Origin of the sequence: Deinococcus yavapaiensis KR-236, assembly GCF_003217515.1 — a bacterium.
Lineage (GTDB): Bacteria > Deinococcota > Deinococci > Deinococcales > Deinococcaceae > Deinococcus_A > Deinococcus_A yavapaiensis.
The window spans coordinates 96,523-110,639 of the sequence record NZ_QJSX01000001.1 but is presented as its reverse complement, the minus strand read 5'-3'; the positions used below and the strand labels follow the sequence as shown (position 1 = coordinate 110,639).

General features: G+C 66.4%; 16 protein-coding genes. 4 read left to right on the top strand and 12 right to left on the bottom strand.

What is annotated here, in order from left to right:
- Positions 1-22 precede the first annotated feature (22 nt).
- A complete protein-coding gene (locus DES52_RS00545) occupies positions 23-418 on the top strand; it encodes a globin domain-containing protein (protein ID WP_110884817.1) in 396 nt (131 codons plus the stop codon).
- Here the strand turns inward: DES52_RS00545 and DES52_RS00540 are convergent.
- The 3 genes from DES52_RS00540 to DES52_RS00530 are packed head-to-tail and all read right to left on the bottom strand — an operon-like array spanning position 382 to position 2,597.
- Entirely contained in the window at positions 382-906 is a 525-nt protein-coding gene (locus DES52_RS00540; protein ID WP_110884816.1) for a 2'-5' RNA ligase family protein, read from the bottom strand. The genes DES52_RS00545 and DES52_RS00540 overlap by 37 nt on opposite strands.
- 12 nt (positions 907-918) lie before the next feature.
- Positions 919-1,560 (bottom strand): helix-turn-helix transcriptional regulator, encoded by a 642-nt coding sequence (locus DES52_RS00535; RefSeq protein WP_110884815.1) that lies wholly within the window; start codon positions 1,558-1,560, stop codon positions 919-921.
- Entirely contained in the window at positions 1,557-2,597 is a 1,041-nt protein-coding gene (locus tag DES52_RS00530; RefSeq protein WP_110884814.1) for an Mrp/NBP35 family ATP-binding protein, read from the bottom strand. The genes DES52_RS00535 and DES52_RS00530 overlap by 4 nt, the downstream gene beginning before the upstream one ends.
- 110 nt (positions 2,598-2,707) lie before the next feature.
- On the opposite strand from DES52_RS00530, the gene DES52_RS00525 reads away from it, so the two are divergent.
- A complete protein-coding gene (locus DES52_RS00525; RefSeq protein ID WP_110884813.1) occupies positions 2,708-4,000 on the top strand; it encodes a hypothetical protein in 1,293 nt (430 codons plus the stop codon).
- 46 nt (positions 4,001-4,046) lie between these two features.
- Positions 4,047-5,564, top strand: a complete 1,518-nt coding sequence (guaA, locus tag DES52_RS00520) for a glutamine-hydrolyzing GMP synthase (protein ID WP_110884812.1) — start codon at positions 4,047-4,049, stop codon at positions 5,562-5,564.
- Between the two features lie 3 nt (positions 5,565-5,567).
- On the opposite strand, the gene DES52_RS00515 is transcribed toward guaA, so the two are convergent.
- Positions 5,568-6,113 carry a hypothetical protein gene (locus DES52_RS00515; protein ID WP_110884811.1) on the bottom strand — a complete coding sequence of 182 codons (546 nt, stop codon included), beginning with the start codon at positions 6,111-6,113 and terminating at the stop codon, positions 5,568-5,570.
- A gap of 35 nt (positions 6,114-6,148) precedes the next feature.
- Positions 6,149-6,331, bottom strand: a complete 183-nt coding sequence (locus tag DES52_RS00510; RefSeq protein WP_110884810.1) for a hypothetical protein — start codon at positions 6,329-6,331, stop codon at positions 6,149-6,151.
- A 144-nt stretch (positions 6,332-6,475) separates the two neighbouring features.
- On the opposite strand from DES52_RS00510, the gene hpf reads away from it, so the two are divergent.
- The gene (hpf, locus tag DES52_RS00505; protein WP_110884809.1) at positions 6,476-7,063 is read left to right on the top strand and encodes a ribosome hibernation-promoting factor, HPF/YfiA family; all 588 of its coding nucleotides are present in this window, start codon (positions 6,476-6,478) and stop codon (positions 7,061-7,063) included.
- A gap of 53 nt (positions 7,064-7,116) precedes the next feature.
- On the opposite strand, the gene ribF is transcribed toward hpf, so the two are convergent.
- From ribF to murC, 7 genes are all read right to left on the bottom strand, one after another.
- The gene (ribF, locus tag DES52_RS00500; RefSeq protein WP_110885159.1) at positions 7,117-8,007 is read right to left on the bottom strand and encodes a riboflavin biosynthesis protein RibF; all 891 of its coding nucleotides are present in this window, start codon (positions 8,005-8,007) and stop codon (positions 7,117-7,119) included.
- 4 nt (positions 8,008-8,011) lie between these two features.
- The gene (locus DES52_RS00495) at positions 8,012-8,515 is read right to left on the bottom strand and encodes an NUDIX hydrolase (protein WP_110884808.1); all 504 of its coding nucleotides are present in this window, start codon (positions 8,513-8,515) and stop codon (positions 8,012-8,014) included.
- A 70-nt stretch (positions 8,516-8,585) separates the two neighbouring features.
- Positions 8,586-9,740 carry a cell division protein FtsZ gene (gene ftsZ / locus DES52_RS00490; protein WP_281268551.1) on the bottom strand — a complete coding sequence of 385 codons (1,155 nt, stop codon included), beginning with the start codon at positions 9,738-9,740 and terminating at the stop codon, positions 8,586-8,588.
- A gap of 120 nt (positions 9,741-9,860) precedes the next feature.
- Positions 9,861-11,210: a cell division protein FtsA gene (gene ftsA / locus DES52_RS00485; RefSeq protein WP_110884806.1), complete on the bottom strand. Its 1,350-nt coding sequence runs from the start codon at positions 11,208-11,210 to the stop codon at positions 9,861-9,863.
- The gene (locus tag DES52_RS00480; protein ID WP_110885158.1) at positions 11,207-11,878 is read right to left on the bottom strand and encodes a cell division protein FtsQ/DivIB; all 672 of its coding nucleotides are present in this window, start codon (positions 11,876-11,878) and stop codon (positions 11,207-11,209) included. The genes ftsA and DES52_RS00480 overlap by 4 nt, the downstream gene beginning before the upstream one ends.
- Complete coding sequence (locus tag DES52_RS00475; protein ID WP_110884805.1) at positions 11,875-12,738, bottom strand: UDP-N-acetylmuramate dehydrogenase; 864 nt, start codon at positions 12,736-12,738, stop codon at positions 11,875-11,877. The genes DES52_RS00480 and DES52_RS00475 overlap by 4 nt, the downstream gene beginning before the upstream one ends.
- The gene (gene murC, locus DES52_RS00470) at positions 12,735-14,078 is read right to left on the bottom strand and encodes a UDP-N-acetylmuramate--L-alanine ligase (RefSeq protein WP_110884804.1); all 1,344 of its coding nucleotides are present in this window, start codon (positions 14,076-14,078) and stop codon (positions 12,735-12,737) included. The genes DES52_RS00475 and murC overlap by 4 nt, the downstream gene beginning before the upstream one ends.
- Between the last annotated feature and the right edge of the window lie 39 nt (positions 14,079-14,117).

Genomic DNA, 14,117 nt, shown 5'->3' with positions numbered 1-14,117 from the left:
TTGGAGACGCTACCTTGAGGCAATGCAGCTCACCGAGGAAGGCACCCTCTACGACCGCATCGGCCCGGACAACCTCTTGACCTTGCTGCGGCACTTTTACGACCGCGTGCGCGTTCACCCCGACCTCGCCTCCATCTTTCCGGGAGACTGGAACGAGACGCTGAACAAGCAGTACGCGTTCATGACGGGCTTTCTTGGAGGGCCGCCTCTTTACCACCAGAAGTACGGCCATCCGAGGTTACGCGCCCGTCACCTGCCGTTTCCCGTGACGCCGACGCGCGCCCGCGCTTGGCTCGCGTGCATGAAGGCGGCGTTGGAGGCGACGCCCGACATTCGGCGCGAGGACGCCGCCGAGCTCTACGCCGCCCTCACGAAGGTCGCTCAGCACATGGTCAACTCCGACGACACGAGCGGGTAACGCGCGAGCTCCAAGACGTCGCCCGAGCGCTCGCGCGTGAGGGCGACGTTTCTCACCGTCCAGCGTTCCACGGGAGGACGCAAGTCCTTCACGGCGCGCCACGTGTCCTCCTCGGCCCAAGAGCACACGCCGAGCGCCAGCGTGACGTGCGGTAAAAACCCCTCCCCGTCGCGTTCGGTCGGCGCGGCGGGCAGGCACGCGAGGGTGCGTTCGTGCACGGCGAGCAATTCGGGAGTGCGCCGCAAATTGAGGAAGATCATGCCGGGAAAGCGCACGACCTCGTCACACGTCACTTCGAACGCCCGCGTGCCCGCCGCGATGCGTTCGCAGCGCTCCAGCAACCGCGCCTCGTCTCCGTGGTACTCGAAGGGCGAGCGAAGGCTCAGGTGCGGCGCGCCGAACGCGGCGAGGCCGTGGGTGCGCTGCACGGAGCGCACCCACGCGGCGAGTTCCGCCGGGGGCCACGCGACGAGGCTGTAGAGGGCCACGCCATCGACCTGCTATCCGAGGCGGTAGCGGCAACTCGGCGCGCCGCACGCGATGCGCGTCTCGCGGCGTACGGGCACGCCGAGCAAGTCGCGGTACAAGTCGAGCTCCGCGGCGCACAACTCCGAATACGACCTCGCCACGTCGAGGTTGGGGCAGTTGCGTTGCTCCAGGTACAAGGCGTCCGCCTCGTGCACCACGCGCGCGGCATAACCGTGCGCGCTGAGCAACTCGGCGAGCTTCGTAGCGCGTTCCTCCAGCGTGCCCACGAGTTGTGGCGCCCACTCGGCGGCGAGCGTGGATTTGCGGGCGTCCATGACGCTCAGCACCGCGCCTTGCCCGAACAAGCTTTGCACGTGCGCGAGGATATCGACGCACAGCGACGCGTAGTTCTTCGGAAACTGCGCTTCGCCGCGCTCAGTGAGCGAGTACACGATCTGCGGTCGCCCGCGTCCGCCCGGCTTTGACGTGTGCGCGCGCACGAGATCCGAGTCCACGAGGTCTTGCAAGTGCTTGCGGGCCGCCGGGACGGAGATGCACAACTTCTCGGCGACGCTTTGCGCCGTCGTGCAGTCGCCGCCCTTGAGCAAACCCAGGACCCGCGCTTTCGTGCGGTCTTGTTGCGGCGGCAGGGAAGCGGCGAGTGTCACCGTCATACCATCGGCAGCGTTTCGAGGGCCTGCACGGAAAGGCGACCCGCGAGGTTGCGAGCGACGCTCGTCAAGGCGAGGCTGGCGGGGCTCTCGGGATGCGAGAGCACGGCGGGCGTGCCCGCGTCCGCGTCTTGGCGCACCTCCATGTCGAGGGGAATCTCCCCGAGAATCGGATAACCGCCGAGGCGCACCGCGCCGCCGCGACCGAAGATGTCGTACACGCGTCCCGTGTCGGGCGCGACGAAGTAACTCATGTTCTCCACGACGCCGAGGATCGGCACGGACGCCTTCTTGAACATGTCGATGGCGCGCGACGCGTCGATGAGGGCGACTTCTTGCGGCGTCGTCACGATGACGGCGCCCGAGATCGTCACGGTCTGCGCGAGGCTGAGCTGCACGTCTCCCGTGCCGGGCGGCAAATCGACGATGAGGTAGTCGAGGTTGCCCCACGCGGCGTCCTTGAGAAACTGGTTGACGGCCGAATGCAGCATCGGGCCGCGCCATACGAGCGCCTGACCGGCGGGCATGAGGTTGGCCATCGACAAGAACTTGAGGCCGTGCCGTTCGATCGGGCGCATCTTGCGTTCCTCGGTCGCCGTGACGCGCTCGGCCGAAGCGCCCATCATGTGCGCGACCGACGGGCCGTACACGTCCGCGTCGAGCAGACCGACGGCCGCGCCGTCACGCGCGAGGGCCGCCGCGACGTTCGCCGCGACGCTGGACTTTCCGACGCCGCCCTTGCCGCTTCCGATCGCGACGACATGCTTCACGCCCGGCAGGGGAGGCGTGGACGGCATGCGAACTTGCGAGCCGAACTCCACGCGTACGTCCTCGACGCCTTCGACGTTCATCACCGCGCGCCGCACGTCCGCCTCGATGGTCGCCTTGAGAGGGCACGCGGGCGTCGTCAAATTCACTTTCACGTCGGCGACACCGCCTACGCGTTCGGCCCGCTCGATCATGCCGAGGGACACGAGGTCGCGGTGCAGTTCAGGATCGTTCACCGTGCGAAGCGCGGCGAGAAGGGCGGCGTCGGGCATAGTGAGAGTAACCTAGCGCAGCCGTGAAGGGGGGGCAAGGAGAGTCGTCACAAAAGAACGGCGCCCAAATTCCGGCCAAGGCCGCCTCACGAACGCTTTATACTCGGGGAGTGAAGACCCTCGGGCCGTACGTCGTCACGCGCGCCCTGCGTGAAGGCGTCGTGACGACGTTGTCGGGCGTGGACCGCCTCACCGGCTTGGAAGCCGTGCTGTTCCTCGTGCGCGGCGACGTGCTGCTGCCCAACCTTCAGCACCCCATGTTGCTGGGCTACTCGGACCTGGGATTGTGGAGCGACGGCATGTACGCCGTGTCGACGCTGCCGCCCGGCAGTCGTCCGGCCGTCCATCCCGCTTCGGTCGCCGTCGGCGTCCTGGAAGCCCTCGCGTGGTTGCACGCACGAAACCTCGTTCACGGCGGCCTCACGCGCGAGCAGGTGTGGGAAGTGTCGGGCGGCGTCGTCGTGTCGGGCGCCGCCTTGCCGTGGGGCGCGCTCGACGGTGGGTACGACGCGCCCGAGGGTGGCAAGTCCGCGGCGGCCGACCTCTTCGCGCTCGGCCGGATTCTGGAGGACCTCGGCGAAGTGCCGAGCGGTTTGTCGCGCCTCCTCGCAAGCGATCCCGTGACGCGCGGCACGGCGTTGGAGGCTCTCGCCCTTCAACGCTCGCCCGCGCTCGCCATGACCGTGGTTCTCTCGCCGTCCGACTTTCCCGACAAGCCCGCCGTGACCGTCCCGACCGAGCCCGCTCCGACCGAGACGGCGCGAATCGAGGATCGCTTCGAGGACGACGTGCCTTCCATGGCCGAATCGGTCGAGCCCGCGTCGAACGTCGTCGTCGTGACGCCCTCCAAACCGCCGAGCCGCGACACGCCCGAGCGCCCGCGCATTCCGTACGGCTGGAACGATGTCAAGGGCAGCGCTTCGGCCGCGCCTACGAAGGTCGATGCGCCGCCCGCCGCCCCGCCCCCCGTCGATTCGCCGCGCTCGCGTGCCATCCGAATCGGCTGGGAAGAGGACCACTCGTGGCGCGTCGTGAAGGAGGGAGCGCCGCCTCCGGCCGCGCAAGGGCGACCGCCAGCGTGGTTTTTGCCCGCCGTGATCGGCGGGCTCGCGCTCGTCGTCCTTGCTTTGTTCCTGAGTTTGCGCTCCACGAGCACCGCGTGCTGCACGGTGCTCTTCACGGTCGACGGCGACGCGAAGAGCGCGGTCGTGAAGGTGATGCGCGCGCCCGACGGAAGCGGCCTCGAAGTCGGCCAGCGTCTCGGCGTGATTCCCGGCGCCATCCGGTTTCCGAACAAATCGGGCGCGTACCGAGTGCGGGTGACGGCGCCCGGATACGCGGCGGGCGAGTTGGAGTTGCGTCTTCCGCGCGACACGCGAGCGCTCGTGGAGCTCAAGCGCTGACGCACCACCTCGAACGTCACCTTCGTCACCGTGCCAAAATGGCCCGGTGAGTCTCGTCATTCTCGACTTCGGCAGTCAATACACCCGCCTGATCGCGCGCCGGTTCCGTGAACTCGGCGTGTACAGCGTCATCCTGCCCGGCACGGCGCCGCTCGAGCGAATTCTGCGCGAAGCGCCCGTCGGCCTCGTCTTGTCGGGCGGGCCAAGCTCCGTGTACGACACGAACGCGCCGAAACCCGCCGACGGCGTCCTCGACTTGAGCGTGCCGATTCTGGGGGTGTGTTACGGCATGCAGTTTCTCGCGCAAGCGGCGGGCGGAAAGGTCGAGCGGGCCGGGAAGCGCGAGTACGGCAAGGCCGAGTTGACATCGTTCGGCGGTGACCTCTTCGCGGGCGTCACCGGCGAATTCGTCGCGTGGATGAGCCACTCCGACTCCGTCACGGACCTTCCGAGAGGCTACGAGGTCGTGGCGAGCACCGACGACACGCCCGTCACCGCCATCGAGAACAAGGAGACTCGGCGCTACGGCGTTCAATTCCACCCCGAGGTCGTCCACACCCCGAAAGGCACCGCCCTGCTGTCGAACTTCATCGACGTGTGCGGCGCGAAGCGCGACTGGACGCCGCAGCACATCGTGGACGAGCTCGTCGAAGACGTTCGCGCGACCGTCGGAAGCGGCAAGGTCCTGCTCGGCATCTCGGGCGGGGTGGACTCCAGCACGCTCTCCTTGCTTCTCGCCCGCGCCGTCGGCGACCAGCTCACCGCCGTGTTCATCGATCACGGCCTCTTGCGCCTCGGCGAGCGTGAGCAAGTCGAGCACGCCTTGCGGCCCCTCGGCGTGAACCTCGTGACCGTCGACGCGTCCGAGCAGTTCCTGTCGGCCCTCGCGGGCGTCGGCGACCCCGAGGCGAAGCGCAAGATCATCGGGCGCGAGTTCATCCGCGCCTTCGAGCGTGAAGCCGCGACGTACGGTCCGTTCGACTTCCTCGCGCAAGGCACCCTCTACCCCGACGTCATCGAGTCGGCGGGCGGCGAAGGCGCGGCGAACATCAAGAGCCACCACAACGTGGGCGGCTTGCCCGACGATCTGCAATTCAAGCTCGTCGAGCCCTTCCGAACGCTCTTCAAGGACGAGGTGCGCGAAATCGCCGCCCTGCTGGGTCTGCCCGAGGCGATTCGCACCCGTCATCCCTTTCCGGGGCCGGGGCTCGCCATTCGAATCCTCGGGGACGTGACGCGCGAGAAGGTCGACATCCTGCAGCGCGTCGACGACATCTTCATCTCGGGCTTGCGCGAATTCGGCCTCTACGACGCCACGTGGCAAGCCTTGGCGGTCCTCACGCCCATCCAGTCGGTCGGGGTGATGGGCGACGAGCGCACGTACAAGAACCTCGTGGCTTTGCGCGCCGTGACGAGCGTGGACGGCATGACCGCCGAGTGGGCTCGGTTACCGCACGACTTCCTCGACGCGGTGTCGTCGCGCATCGTCAACCACGTGCACGAGGTGAGCCGCGTCGTGTACGACGTCACGTCCAAACCGCCCGCCACCATCGAGTGGGAGTGAAGGTCACGCCGGGTGCTGGCACGCGTAGCGCGCGTTGAAGCGGTACGCCGCCAAGATGACTTCGCCGAAGCGCGCCGTCCAGGCGTCCTCTCGCGCCAAGCACTGCAAGATCACCTGCCCGACCGCGTCCCAATCGTGTTGCGTGCCGCATCCTTCGGCACGCAACACGCTCACGAGCTCCGTCTCAATGTGATAGCGCACCATCGCGTCGAGACAGAGCGCGCCGTCCAGAAAGGCGAGGAGCGTGCAATCACGCTCCAAGCGGGGCCACTCGCCCAGGCCTCGCACGTAGCCGCGTACGAAGCCGCTCACGACGCGCTCGAACCACGCGGGGTCCTCCAGCTCGTCTTTCGACACGCATCCGCTCTCGGCGATGCACGTCTGCACGCGCACGAACAACGCGCGTGGATCGCTCGGCGTGACGGCCTTGCCGCGCATTTCCACGATCGCCTCGTCGCACGCCGAGCAAAGCGTGGAAGACGTTGTCTGCGCGCTCGTCCACGCGAACGCCGTCCATGTCAGCGCGACTCCGAACGCCCACGCCCGCATGACGTTCAGTGTCGCACGAATCGAGCGTCACGTCGTCAGCCTTGAACGCCCGCTTCGGTCTGGATCTCGTCGAGTCGGTCTTGCGCCGAGTCCGCGCCCTCGGCGAGCACCGAGAACGCCTCCTCCTTCGACAGCACGCCTTTGGCCACGAGGAGGTCGAGGAGCTTCTTCATGCTCGCGTTCGCCGCGACCGCTTGTTGACCCAGCGTCTCATTCATATCTTCACGCTAAGTTCCGTCCCTGAGGGCATGTTCTCGAAAGAACCAGGGAATCATGAACTCGTCATGTGAGGATCTGGTCTGCTATACAATGAGACACCGAGAGGCCCGCAACCTGAGACGGTCCCCGGTGGAGGTGGCTCCATGCAGATTTACAAGCTCATTGGCCGCAACGTCGACGTCACGGACGCCCTCAAGGACTACGTGAACGAGAAAATGGACCGGCTCGAGCGCTTCCACGACCACATCACCGACGCCAAGGTCGTTCTCACCGTTCGTGACGTGCGCGACAACATGCGCCGCAACCGCGTCGAAGTCCAGATCAACGTGCCCAACGGTATCATTCGCGCTGAAGAGCACCACGCGGACATGTACGCCGCGATCGACATGGTCGGCGACGTTCTAGAGCGGCAACTGCGCAAAGTCAAGACGCGTTATCTGCAACGCCGTCAAACAGGCGAAGTGGAGGAGCAAAACGGCATGGTCGGCGCGCCCGTCACGGACGACGTCGTCGTAACGACCGACGACACGGACGACATCGACATCACCATGCCGGAGATCGTGCGCTCGAAGAAGGTCGACATGCGTCCCATGTCGCCCGAGGACGCCGTCATCCAGATGGAAGCCCTGCACCACGACTTCTACTTCTTCCTGAACGCCGCGACCGAACAGTGCGCCATCGTCTACCGTCGCAAGGACGGCAACTACGGTGTGATCGAACCGAACTTCTGAGAACGCCGAGAAACCGGGGCGCGTGCGCCCCGGTTTTCCGAACGCGCTTCGGCTCAAACGCCCAGCAATTCGCGCGCCTGTTCCTTGTCCTTGGCGAGTTGCGCTTTGAGGGCGTCCAAGCCGGAAAACTTTTGCTCGCCGCGCAGGAAACGCTTGAATTTCACCTGCACCTCCTGCCCGTACAAGTCCGCGTCGAAGTCGAACAAATGCACTTCCAAACGCGTCTCGGTGCCGCTCACCGTCGGGCGCTTGCCGACGTTGGCCATGCCGGTGTGTCGCTCGCCGTCCACGTACACCGTCACCGCGAACACGCCGGGCGGCAGAAGCTTGCCGCTCGGCACCTTGACGTTCGCCGTCGGAAAGGCGATGGTACGACCAAGCTGATCGCCGCCCACCACGACGCCCACCGCGTCGTACGAGCGCCCCAGGAGTTCCGCCGCGCCTTCCACGTCGCCTTGGCCGAGCAACTCGCGAATGCGGGTGCTCTTGATGTCGCGTCCCGTCAACTGAAACATCGGCAACGCCACGACGTTCGGCGTGACTTCTCGCAGATCATCGAGCTTGCCCGCACGTCCCTTGCCGAAGCCGAAGTCTTCGCCGACGACGATCGTGCGTGGCCGAAGCGTCGCGATGTCTCGCAGGAATTCCTCTTTCGTGCGTCCCGCGAACTCTCGCGTGAAGCTCACAGCGATCACCTCGTCCACCTTGAAGCGCTGCAGCAATGCCAACTTCTCGGGCAGCGTGGACAGATACTCGGCGCCTTGCGTCAACACGCGCGTCGGAGGATCGAAGGTGTACACGACGCTCGGCACGCGCGCCGCCCGCGCGTGCTCGCGCAGCACGCGAATCAGCGCTTGATGGCCGAGGTGGACGCCGTCGAATGATCCGATCGCGACGACCGTGTCCGTATCGGGCCGTTGGTGAGGACTTTGGTACGTCTTCACGCGCTTACCGCCCGAGTTCACGCAAGGCGAAGAGCGTCGCCGTGATCGTGGACGCCGATCCCTTCTCGCGGCCCGTGCGCAAGGCTTCGAGGACGTGCGACGGATCGTGCCACTCCACGGTGATGTCCTCGTCCGCGTCGGGCGTGCCCGGCTTGTCGACGAGGTTCTCGGCGCGGAACACGAACAGTTCCTCGTCGCAAAAGCCGGGGCTGGAGTAAAAGCGCGTCAGCAAGGTCATGTCCCCGTCGAAGTTCGTCTCCTCGCTCAACTCACGGCGCGCTGCTGCTTCGGGCGTCTCGCCCTCGTCGATGAGGCCCGCCGGGACTTCCAGCGTGTCCGCGCCAACGACGCGCCGCTGCTGCCGCACACACAACATCTTGCCGTCGCGCAACGCGAGGATGACGACGGCGGGCGCGTGCCGCACCGCTTCCCACTTGCCTTCGAGCAGTTCCAGCTTGACGATGTGTCCTTCGTAAATCGTCTTGTCGGGTGTCTCGTTCGAGGTCAAAGGACCCTCCAGTCGAAGGTCAAGAATCGAGGGTCGAGAGCTTGCGACTCTCGACCCTCGATTCTTGACTTCAGTCGCGTCCGCCGTTTCGCAGGAACGCGGGAATCTCGTAGTCGTTCGGATCGAACTTGGCGCCGCTTCGCACCGGACGCACGAAAGTATCGACGGCGCTCGGACGCGCCGGCATGCTCGTCGCGAGGCCCGCGATCGGCTTGCCGCCGTCCCCGAAGCCCGTCGCGATAACAGTGACGCGCACCTCGTCGCCAGCGTTTTCGTCCGACGCGATCCCGTACAGAAGGTCGGGGTCTTCGTAGCCCGTCGCTTCGCGAATCTTCTCGACGATCTCCGTCGCGTCGTGAATCGAAAGGTCCGGTCCTCCTGTGACGTTGACGAGGATACGGCGCGCGCCTTCGATGCCGCGCTCCAGCAACGGCGAGTTGATGGCGCTCGCCGCCGCTTCCTCGGCGAGCTTCTCGCCGCGTCCCGCCCCGATGCCCATCAGCACCGGACCTGCATTCGCCAGCAAGTTGCGCACGTCCGCGAAGTCCAAGTTGACCATGCCGTCCACGTTGATGACGTCGCTGATGCCCTTCACGCCGTAATACAGCACCCGGTCGGCGATCAAGAAGGCGTCGCGCACGCTCGCCTTCTTGTCGACGGCCGTGAGGATCTTCTCGTTGTTCACGATGATCATGCCGTCGACCCGCTCCGTGAGCTTCGCGATGCCTTCCTCGGCGACGCGCATGCGCTTGGGACCTTCCAACTTGAAGGGTCGCGTCACGATCGCGATCGTGAGGATGCCCATTTCACGGGCGATCTCAGCGACGATGGGGGCGCTGCCCGTGCCCGTCCCGCCGCCCATGCCCGCCGTGATGAAGAGCATGTCGGTGGTATCGAGGTATTCCTTGATGCGCTCGCGGTCTTCGAGCGCCGCTTTCTCGCCCACCTCGGGATCGGCACCCGCGCCAAGGCCGCGGGTGAGGCGATCCCCGAGCTGAATGCGCACTTCCGCGTGGCTCTTGGCGAGCACTTGCGCGTCCGTGTTGCCCGCGATGAACTCCACACCTTCCAACCCCGACTCGATCATGCGGTTGACGGCGTTGTTCCCCGCCCCGCCCAGTCCGATCACACGAATTCTCGCCGCTTGCATGTCCTCACTCCTTTTGGTCGCGACGCACGTTCGACTTCGAACTCGCGCCGCTGAGTTGCCGCTCGGAAACTTCATCAAGTGTAACGCAAGAACGCTGATCGTGGCACGAAAGACTCGACAAGGAGGACAACGAGCGCGCAGACACGAAAACGAGGCGCCTCGAGGCGCCTCGTCGAAGGCCCGACCCGCGAGACTTTACAGCCAGTCGCGGAACATCTCGCGAATGCGTTCCAGCCACGACTTTCCGCCTTCCGACGGATTCTTGCGCGGTTCACGCGCTTCGCGAGGCGCGGGCGAGTCCGCCACGGCGACGGTGGCGACGGGAATGTCCACGGGCGGCGCCACGACTTCCGGCACGACCTCCACGCGCGGCATGTCAGGGCGGCGCGTGATGACGGCGCTGCCCGCTCCGACACCGAAAAGCGCGAGCCCGACGGCCGTCGCGTGCGTCGGGCTCGACACGATGTCGGTCAAACCGCCGATGCCGCGCGGTCGAGCTAATCGAACGGGCAGACGAAAGCGGTCGCGAGAAAGCTCCGGCGTGCCCTTGAGAAGGCTGCCGCCTCCCGTCAAGACGACGCTGCTCGCGATGAGCTCCACGGGACCGAGCGCCCCGTCGATCTCGTCACGCACGAGGTTGAAGATCTCGGCGAGGCGAGGCTTGATGAGGCGCGACAAATCGAAGGCGCTCACGGCCTGCATCGTGCCGCTGCCCGACATGATCTCCAAGGTGAGGTCCGGCTCGGCGAGTTCCGGCAAGGCGGCGCCGTACTTGCGCTTGACACGCTCGGCTTCCTCGAAGGGAATCTTGAGGATCTGCGCGATGTCCTGCGTGACGTGATCCGCCCCGATCGGAATGGACGCGGAGTGCGCGAGGTTGCCGCGCTTGAACACGCCGACGTCGGTCGTGGCCCCACCGATGTCGATGAGGACGACCGTCGAGTCCTGTTCGGTCGCGTCGAGCGTCGAGAGGCCCGACGCGAGCGCCTGCAACACGAAGCCGCGCGACGTGAGTCCCGCTTCCGTGACGCAGCGTCGCAAGTTCGCGAGCGGCCCCGAGGAGGCCGACACGATGTGCACGTCGACTTCGAGTCGCACGCCGTGCATGCCCACGGGGTTCTTGATGCCTTCCTGGCCGTCGATGACATACTCTTGCGGCAGCGCGTGCAGCACTTCGTAGTTCGGGTCGAGCGGCACGGCGCGCGCGTTCTCGATCGCGCGATCCACGTCGGGCCGCGAAATTTCTTGTTGACGACGAATCGCGGCGAGGCCGTGACTCGTGATGGCTTTGACATGAGTTCCGCTCACGCCGACGAACACTTCAGAGGCCTTGACGCCCGCCACCCGCTCGGCGGCCGCCACGGACGTCTTGATGGCGTGCGTGGTGCGCTCCAAATTCACGACGGCGCCGCGCTTGATGCCTTCGGCGGGCGCGGTGCCTTCACCGATGATGTCCACAGCGCCGTCAGCGCCGATTTCTCCAATGACCGTGGTGATCTTGGTGGTGCCGATGTCGAGCCCCACGATGATCAAGTTATCCTTCATTCCCCGACGCTCACCCCCCAAGGGTAGATGCTGACGCGCTTTCCCGCGTACATTGTGACACCGCTCCCGTACTTCTGCAAGGAAAGCAGCGATCCGCTCCACAGCGTTCCGCGCGACGTCTCCACCGTGAAGCCGCTTGGAGTGTAGATGACGCTTCGTACGTCGAAGCGTCCGAGAAGCCGCGCCGCGTCGATCGCTTCGCGCGAGCGGTCCGGTCCCCAGCCGCGAACGAACGGCGCGACCGGCTTGGCGCCCGGCAACTCGGTTCCGTCGAGGTCGACGACAACCGATCGCCCGTCGTGCTGAATCGTCGCGCCGGGCGTGCGCTCTGTGACGCTCACTTGCACGGTGCCGGGCCAGACTTTGCGGATGTTCGCCCTCAGCACCCAAGGATGCTCTTCGAGCGCTCTGGCACGCCAAGCTCCGTAATACAACCACCCGAAGGTCTTGCTCACGCCGGCGAGCGCGGCGACGCGACCGGCACTGAGGAAGTGGTTGCCCGTCACGCGAACCGACCGCACCGGAAAGGCGTACCACGCGCCCACGCCCAAGCCGACCAGCAGCACGAGCGTCAGCAACGACAGCCACAGCGAACGCCGACTTCGCTTCTCGCGTTCGACCGGCTCGGGCGCCGCCTCGGGTGCCCGGGCGCCCTCGTCGGTCGTCAAGGCCAAAGCTCGTACTCCAATTCCAAAGGCACGCCCACGATCGACCGCACGTGCTCCAAGATCGCGAGGACGTCCGCCGCCCTCGCTCCGCCGAGGTTCACGATGAAGTTGGCGTGCTCGAGCGAAATCATAGCGTTGCCGATTCTGTAGCCTTTGAGACCCGCCTCGTCGATGAGCTTGCCCGCGCTCACCCCGCCAGGGTTCTTGAAGGCGCAGCCCGGGGTCTTCATCTTCGGCTGCCCTTTGCGCGCCTCGTCCGCGAACGTCATGCGCGCCGTCACTTCCTCGGGCGTGCTCGACCCGAGCCGCAGCCTCACGCGCGTCACGATCTCGTCGCGTCCGATGCCGCTCTTTCGGTAGCCGTGCTCCAAGTCGTTCGGCGTGACCACACGAACGCCGCCCGGCGTCGCGATCTCGAGGCTGTACAGCGCGTCGAACATTTCGCCGTACCGCGTTCCCGCGTTCATCCACACGGCGCCCCCCACCTGGGCGGGAATGCCGACCGTGCCTTCCAAGCCCGAGAGGCCGCGCCGCGCGAGCTCGCGAACAAGGCCCGGAAGGGGGGCGCCTCCGCCGATCCAGCCCGTTACGTATTCGCGCTCGCTCGACAGCGAAGCGTCACGCTCCAGGTCGCGCACGGCAAATTCTCCGGCGAGGCGAATCACCCGCTCGGGCACCCCGTCGTCCGAGATCACGAGGTTCGAGCCGCCGCCGAGGACGCGGTAAGGTGCTTGCATCGCCGCCGCGAGTTGCGCGTGGTCGTGTACCGTCCACACCTCCGCCTCGCCGCCCACGCCGAGGGTCGTGAAGCGTGAGAGCGCGAGGCGCTCCACTTTCAAAGGAGGCGCGCTGAGGGTCACCGCGCCTCCCCGACGATTTCACGCGACAGCTTCCACACGTCGCCCGCGCCCATCGTCACGATGAGGTCGTTCGAGCGGGCCGTCTCACGCAAGTAGGCGACGACTTCGCTGCGATCGGGCATGTACTTCACGAGGTCGTGCCCGTCCTCGCGCATCTTGCGTTCAATCAAGGTCGTGTGCACGCCCGGAATCGGCGCTTCGTTCGACGCGGCGATGTCGAGCAGCAACACCTCGTCCGCCTTCATGAGGCTGTGCGCGAGGCGCGGCCACACCTGCTGCGTGCGCAGGTAACGGTGCGGCTGAAACACCACGCGGACGCGCCGCCCGGTCTGCCGCGCTCCGTCGAGGGCGGCTTCCACCTTCGAGGGATTGTGGGCGTAGTCGTCCACGACGAGCGCCCCGCCGACTTCACCGACGACTTCCCAACGTCGCCCCGGTCCGCGAAACGCGCCGAGCGCCGCCGCGACCCGCTCGAAGTCCGCGCCGTACAAGTCCGCCACCGCGATCGCCGCGAGGCTGTTGAGGAGGTTGTGCTCGCCGGGCATCGGCACCGTCACGTCTCCGAGGACCTCGCCTCGCCGCATCGCGGTGTAGCGCGTTCCGCTCGGCGTGCGCTCGACGTTCACGGCTTGGTAGTCCGAACCCGTCCGCGTTCCGTAGCTTTGCAAGTGCTCGCAGCCCGTCAGAAGCGCGTCGAGGCCCGGCCAGTCCGCGCAGTACAGCACTCGCTTCGCCGCTCGAGCGAAGCGGGCGAAGGCGGCGTGCTGCTCTTCCACGGATGACCAGTACGTCGCTTGGCGGCGCTCGGGCGTGCCGATGTGGTCGTCCTCCGCGTTCGTCACCACGGCCGTCTCCACGACGATGTCGGCGAACTTCGGGTCGGACTCGTCGACTTCCGCCACGAACGGGCCCGTGCCGACGCGGGCGTTCGAATCCCACTCGCGAATGATGCCTCCGACCCACACGGACGGATCGAGGCCCGCTCCGGCGAGCGCCATGCCGATCATGCTCGTGGTCGTCGTCTTGCCGTGCGTGCCCACGACGCCCACCGACGGTCCCGCGGCGAGCAGTTCCCCGAGGACGTCCATACGAGGCCGCACTGTCACGCCCGCCGTTTTGGCCGCGACGATCTCCGGGTGCTCTTTCGAGATCGCTTCCGTGGCGATCAAGACGTCCACGCCCGCCATGTGTGCGGGATCGTGCCCCTCGAAGATGCGGATGCCTTCGCGCTCCAGGGCTCGCGTGAGATCCGACACTTGCGCGTCACACCCCGACACGTCGTGCCCGTACGCCTTGAGCAGGCGCGCGAACGCGCTCATGCCGATGCCGCCGATCCCCATCAAGTGAAAGTGTTGTTTGGAAGAGTGTGGTCTGACGTG

Excerpts from the sequence above, each read along its gene's own strand:
- DES52_RS00545 (WP_110884817.1), top strand. The coding sequence starts at position 23 with ATGCAGCTCACCGAGGAAGGCACCCTCTACGACCGCATCGGCCCGGAC.
- DES52_RS00535 (WP_110884815.1), bottom strand. The coding sequence starts at position 1,560 with ATGACGGTGACACTCGCCGCTTCCCTGCCGCCGCAACAAGACCGCACG.
- DES52_RS00530 (WP_110884814.1), bottom strand. The coding sequence starts at position 2,597 with ATGCCCGACGCCGCCCTTCTCGCCGCGCTTCGCACGGTGAACGATCCT.
- DES52_RS00515 (WP_110884811.1), bottom strand. The coding sequence starts at position 6,113 with ATGCGGGCGTGGGCGTTCGGAGTCGCGCTGACATGGACGGCGTTCGCG.
- DES52_RS00510 (WP_110884810.1), bottom strand. The coding sequence starts at position 6,331 with ATGAATGAGACGCTGGGTCAACAAGCGGTCGCGGCGAACGCGAGCATG.
- hpf (WP_110884809.1), top strand. The coding sequence starts at position 6,476 with ATGCAGATTTACAAGCTCATTGGCCGCAACGTCGACGTCACGGACGCC.
- ftsZ (WP_281268551.1), bottom strand. The coding sequence starts at position 9,740 with ATGAAGTTTCCGAGCGGCAACTCAGCGGCGCGAGTTCGAAGTCGAACG.
- ftsA (WP_110884806.1), bottom strand. The coding sequence starts at position 11,210 with ATGAAGGATAACTTGATCATCGTGGGGCTCGACATCGGCACCACCAAG.
- murC (WP_110884804.1), bottom strand. The coding sequence starts at position 14,078 with ATGGGGATCGGCGGCATCGGCATGAGCGCGTTCGCGCGCCTGCTCAAG.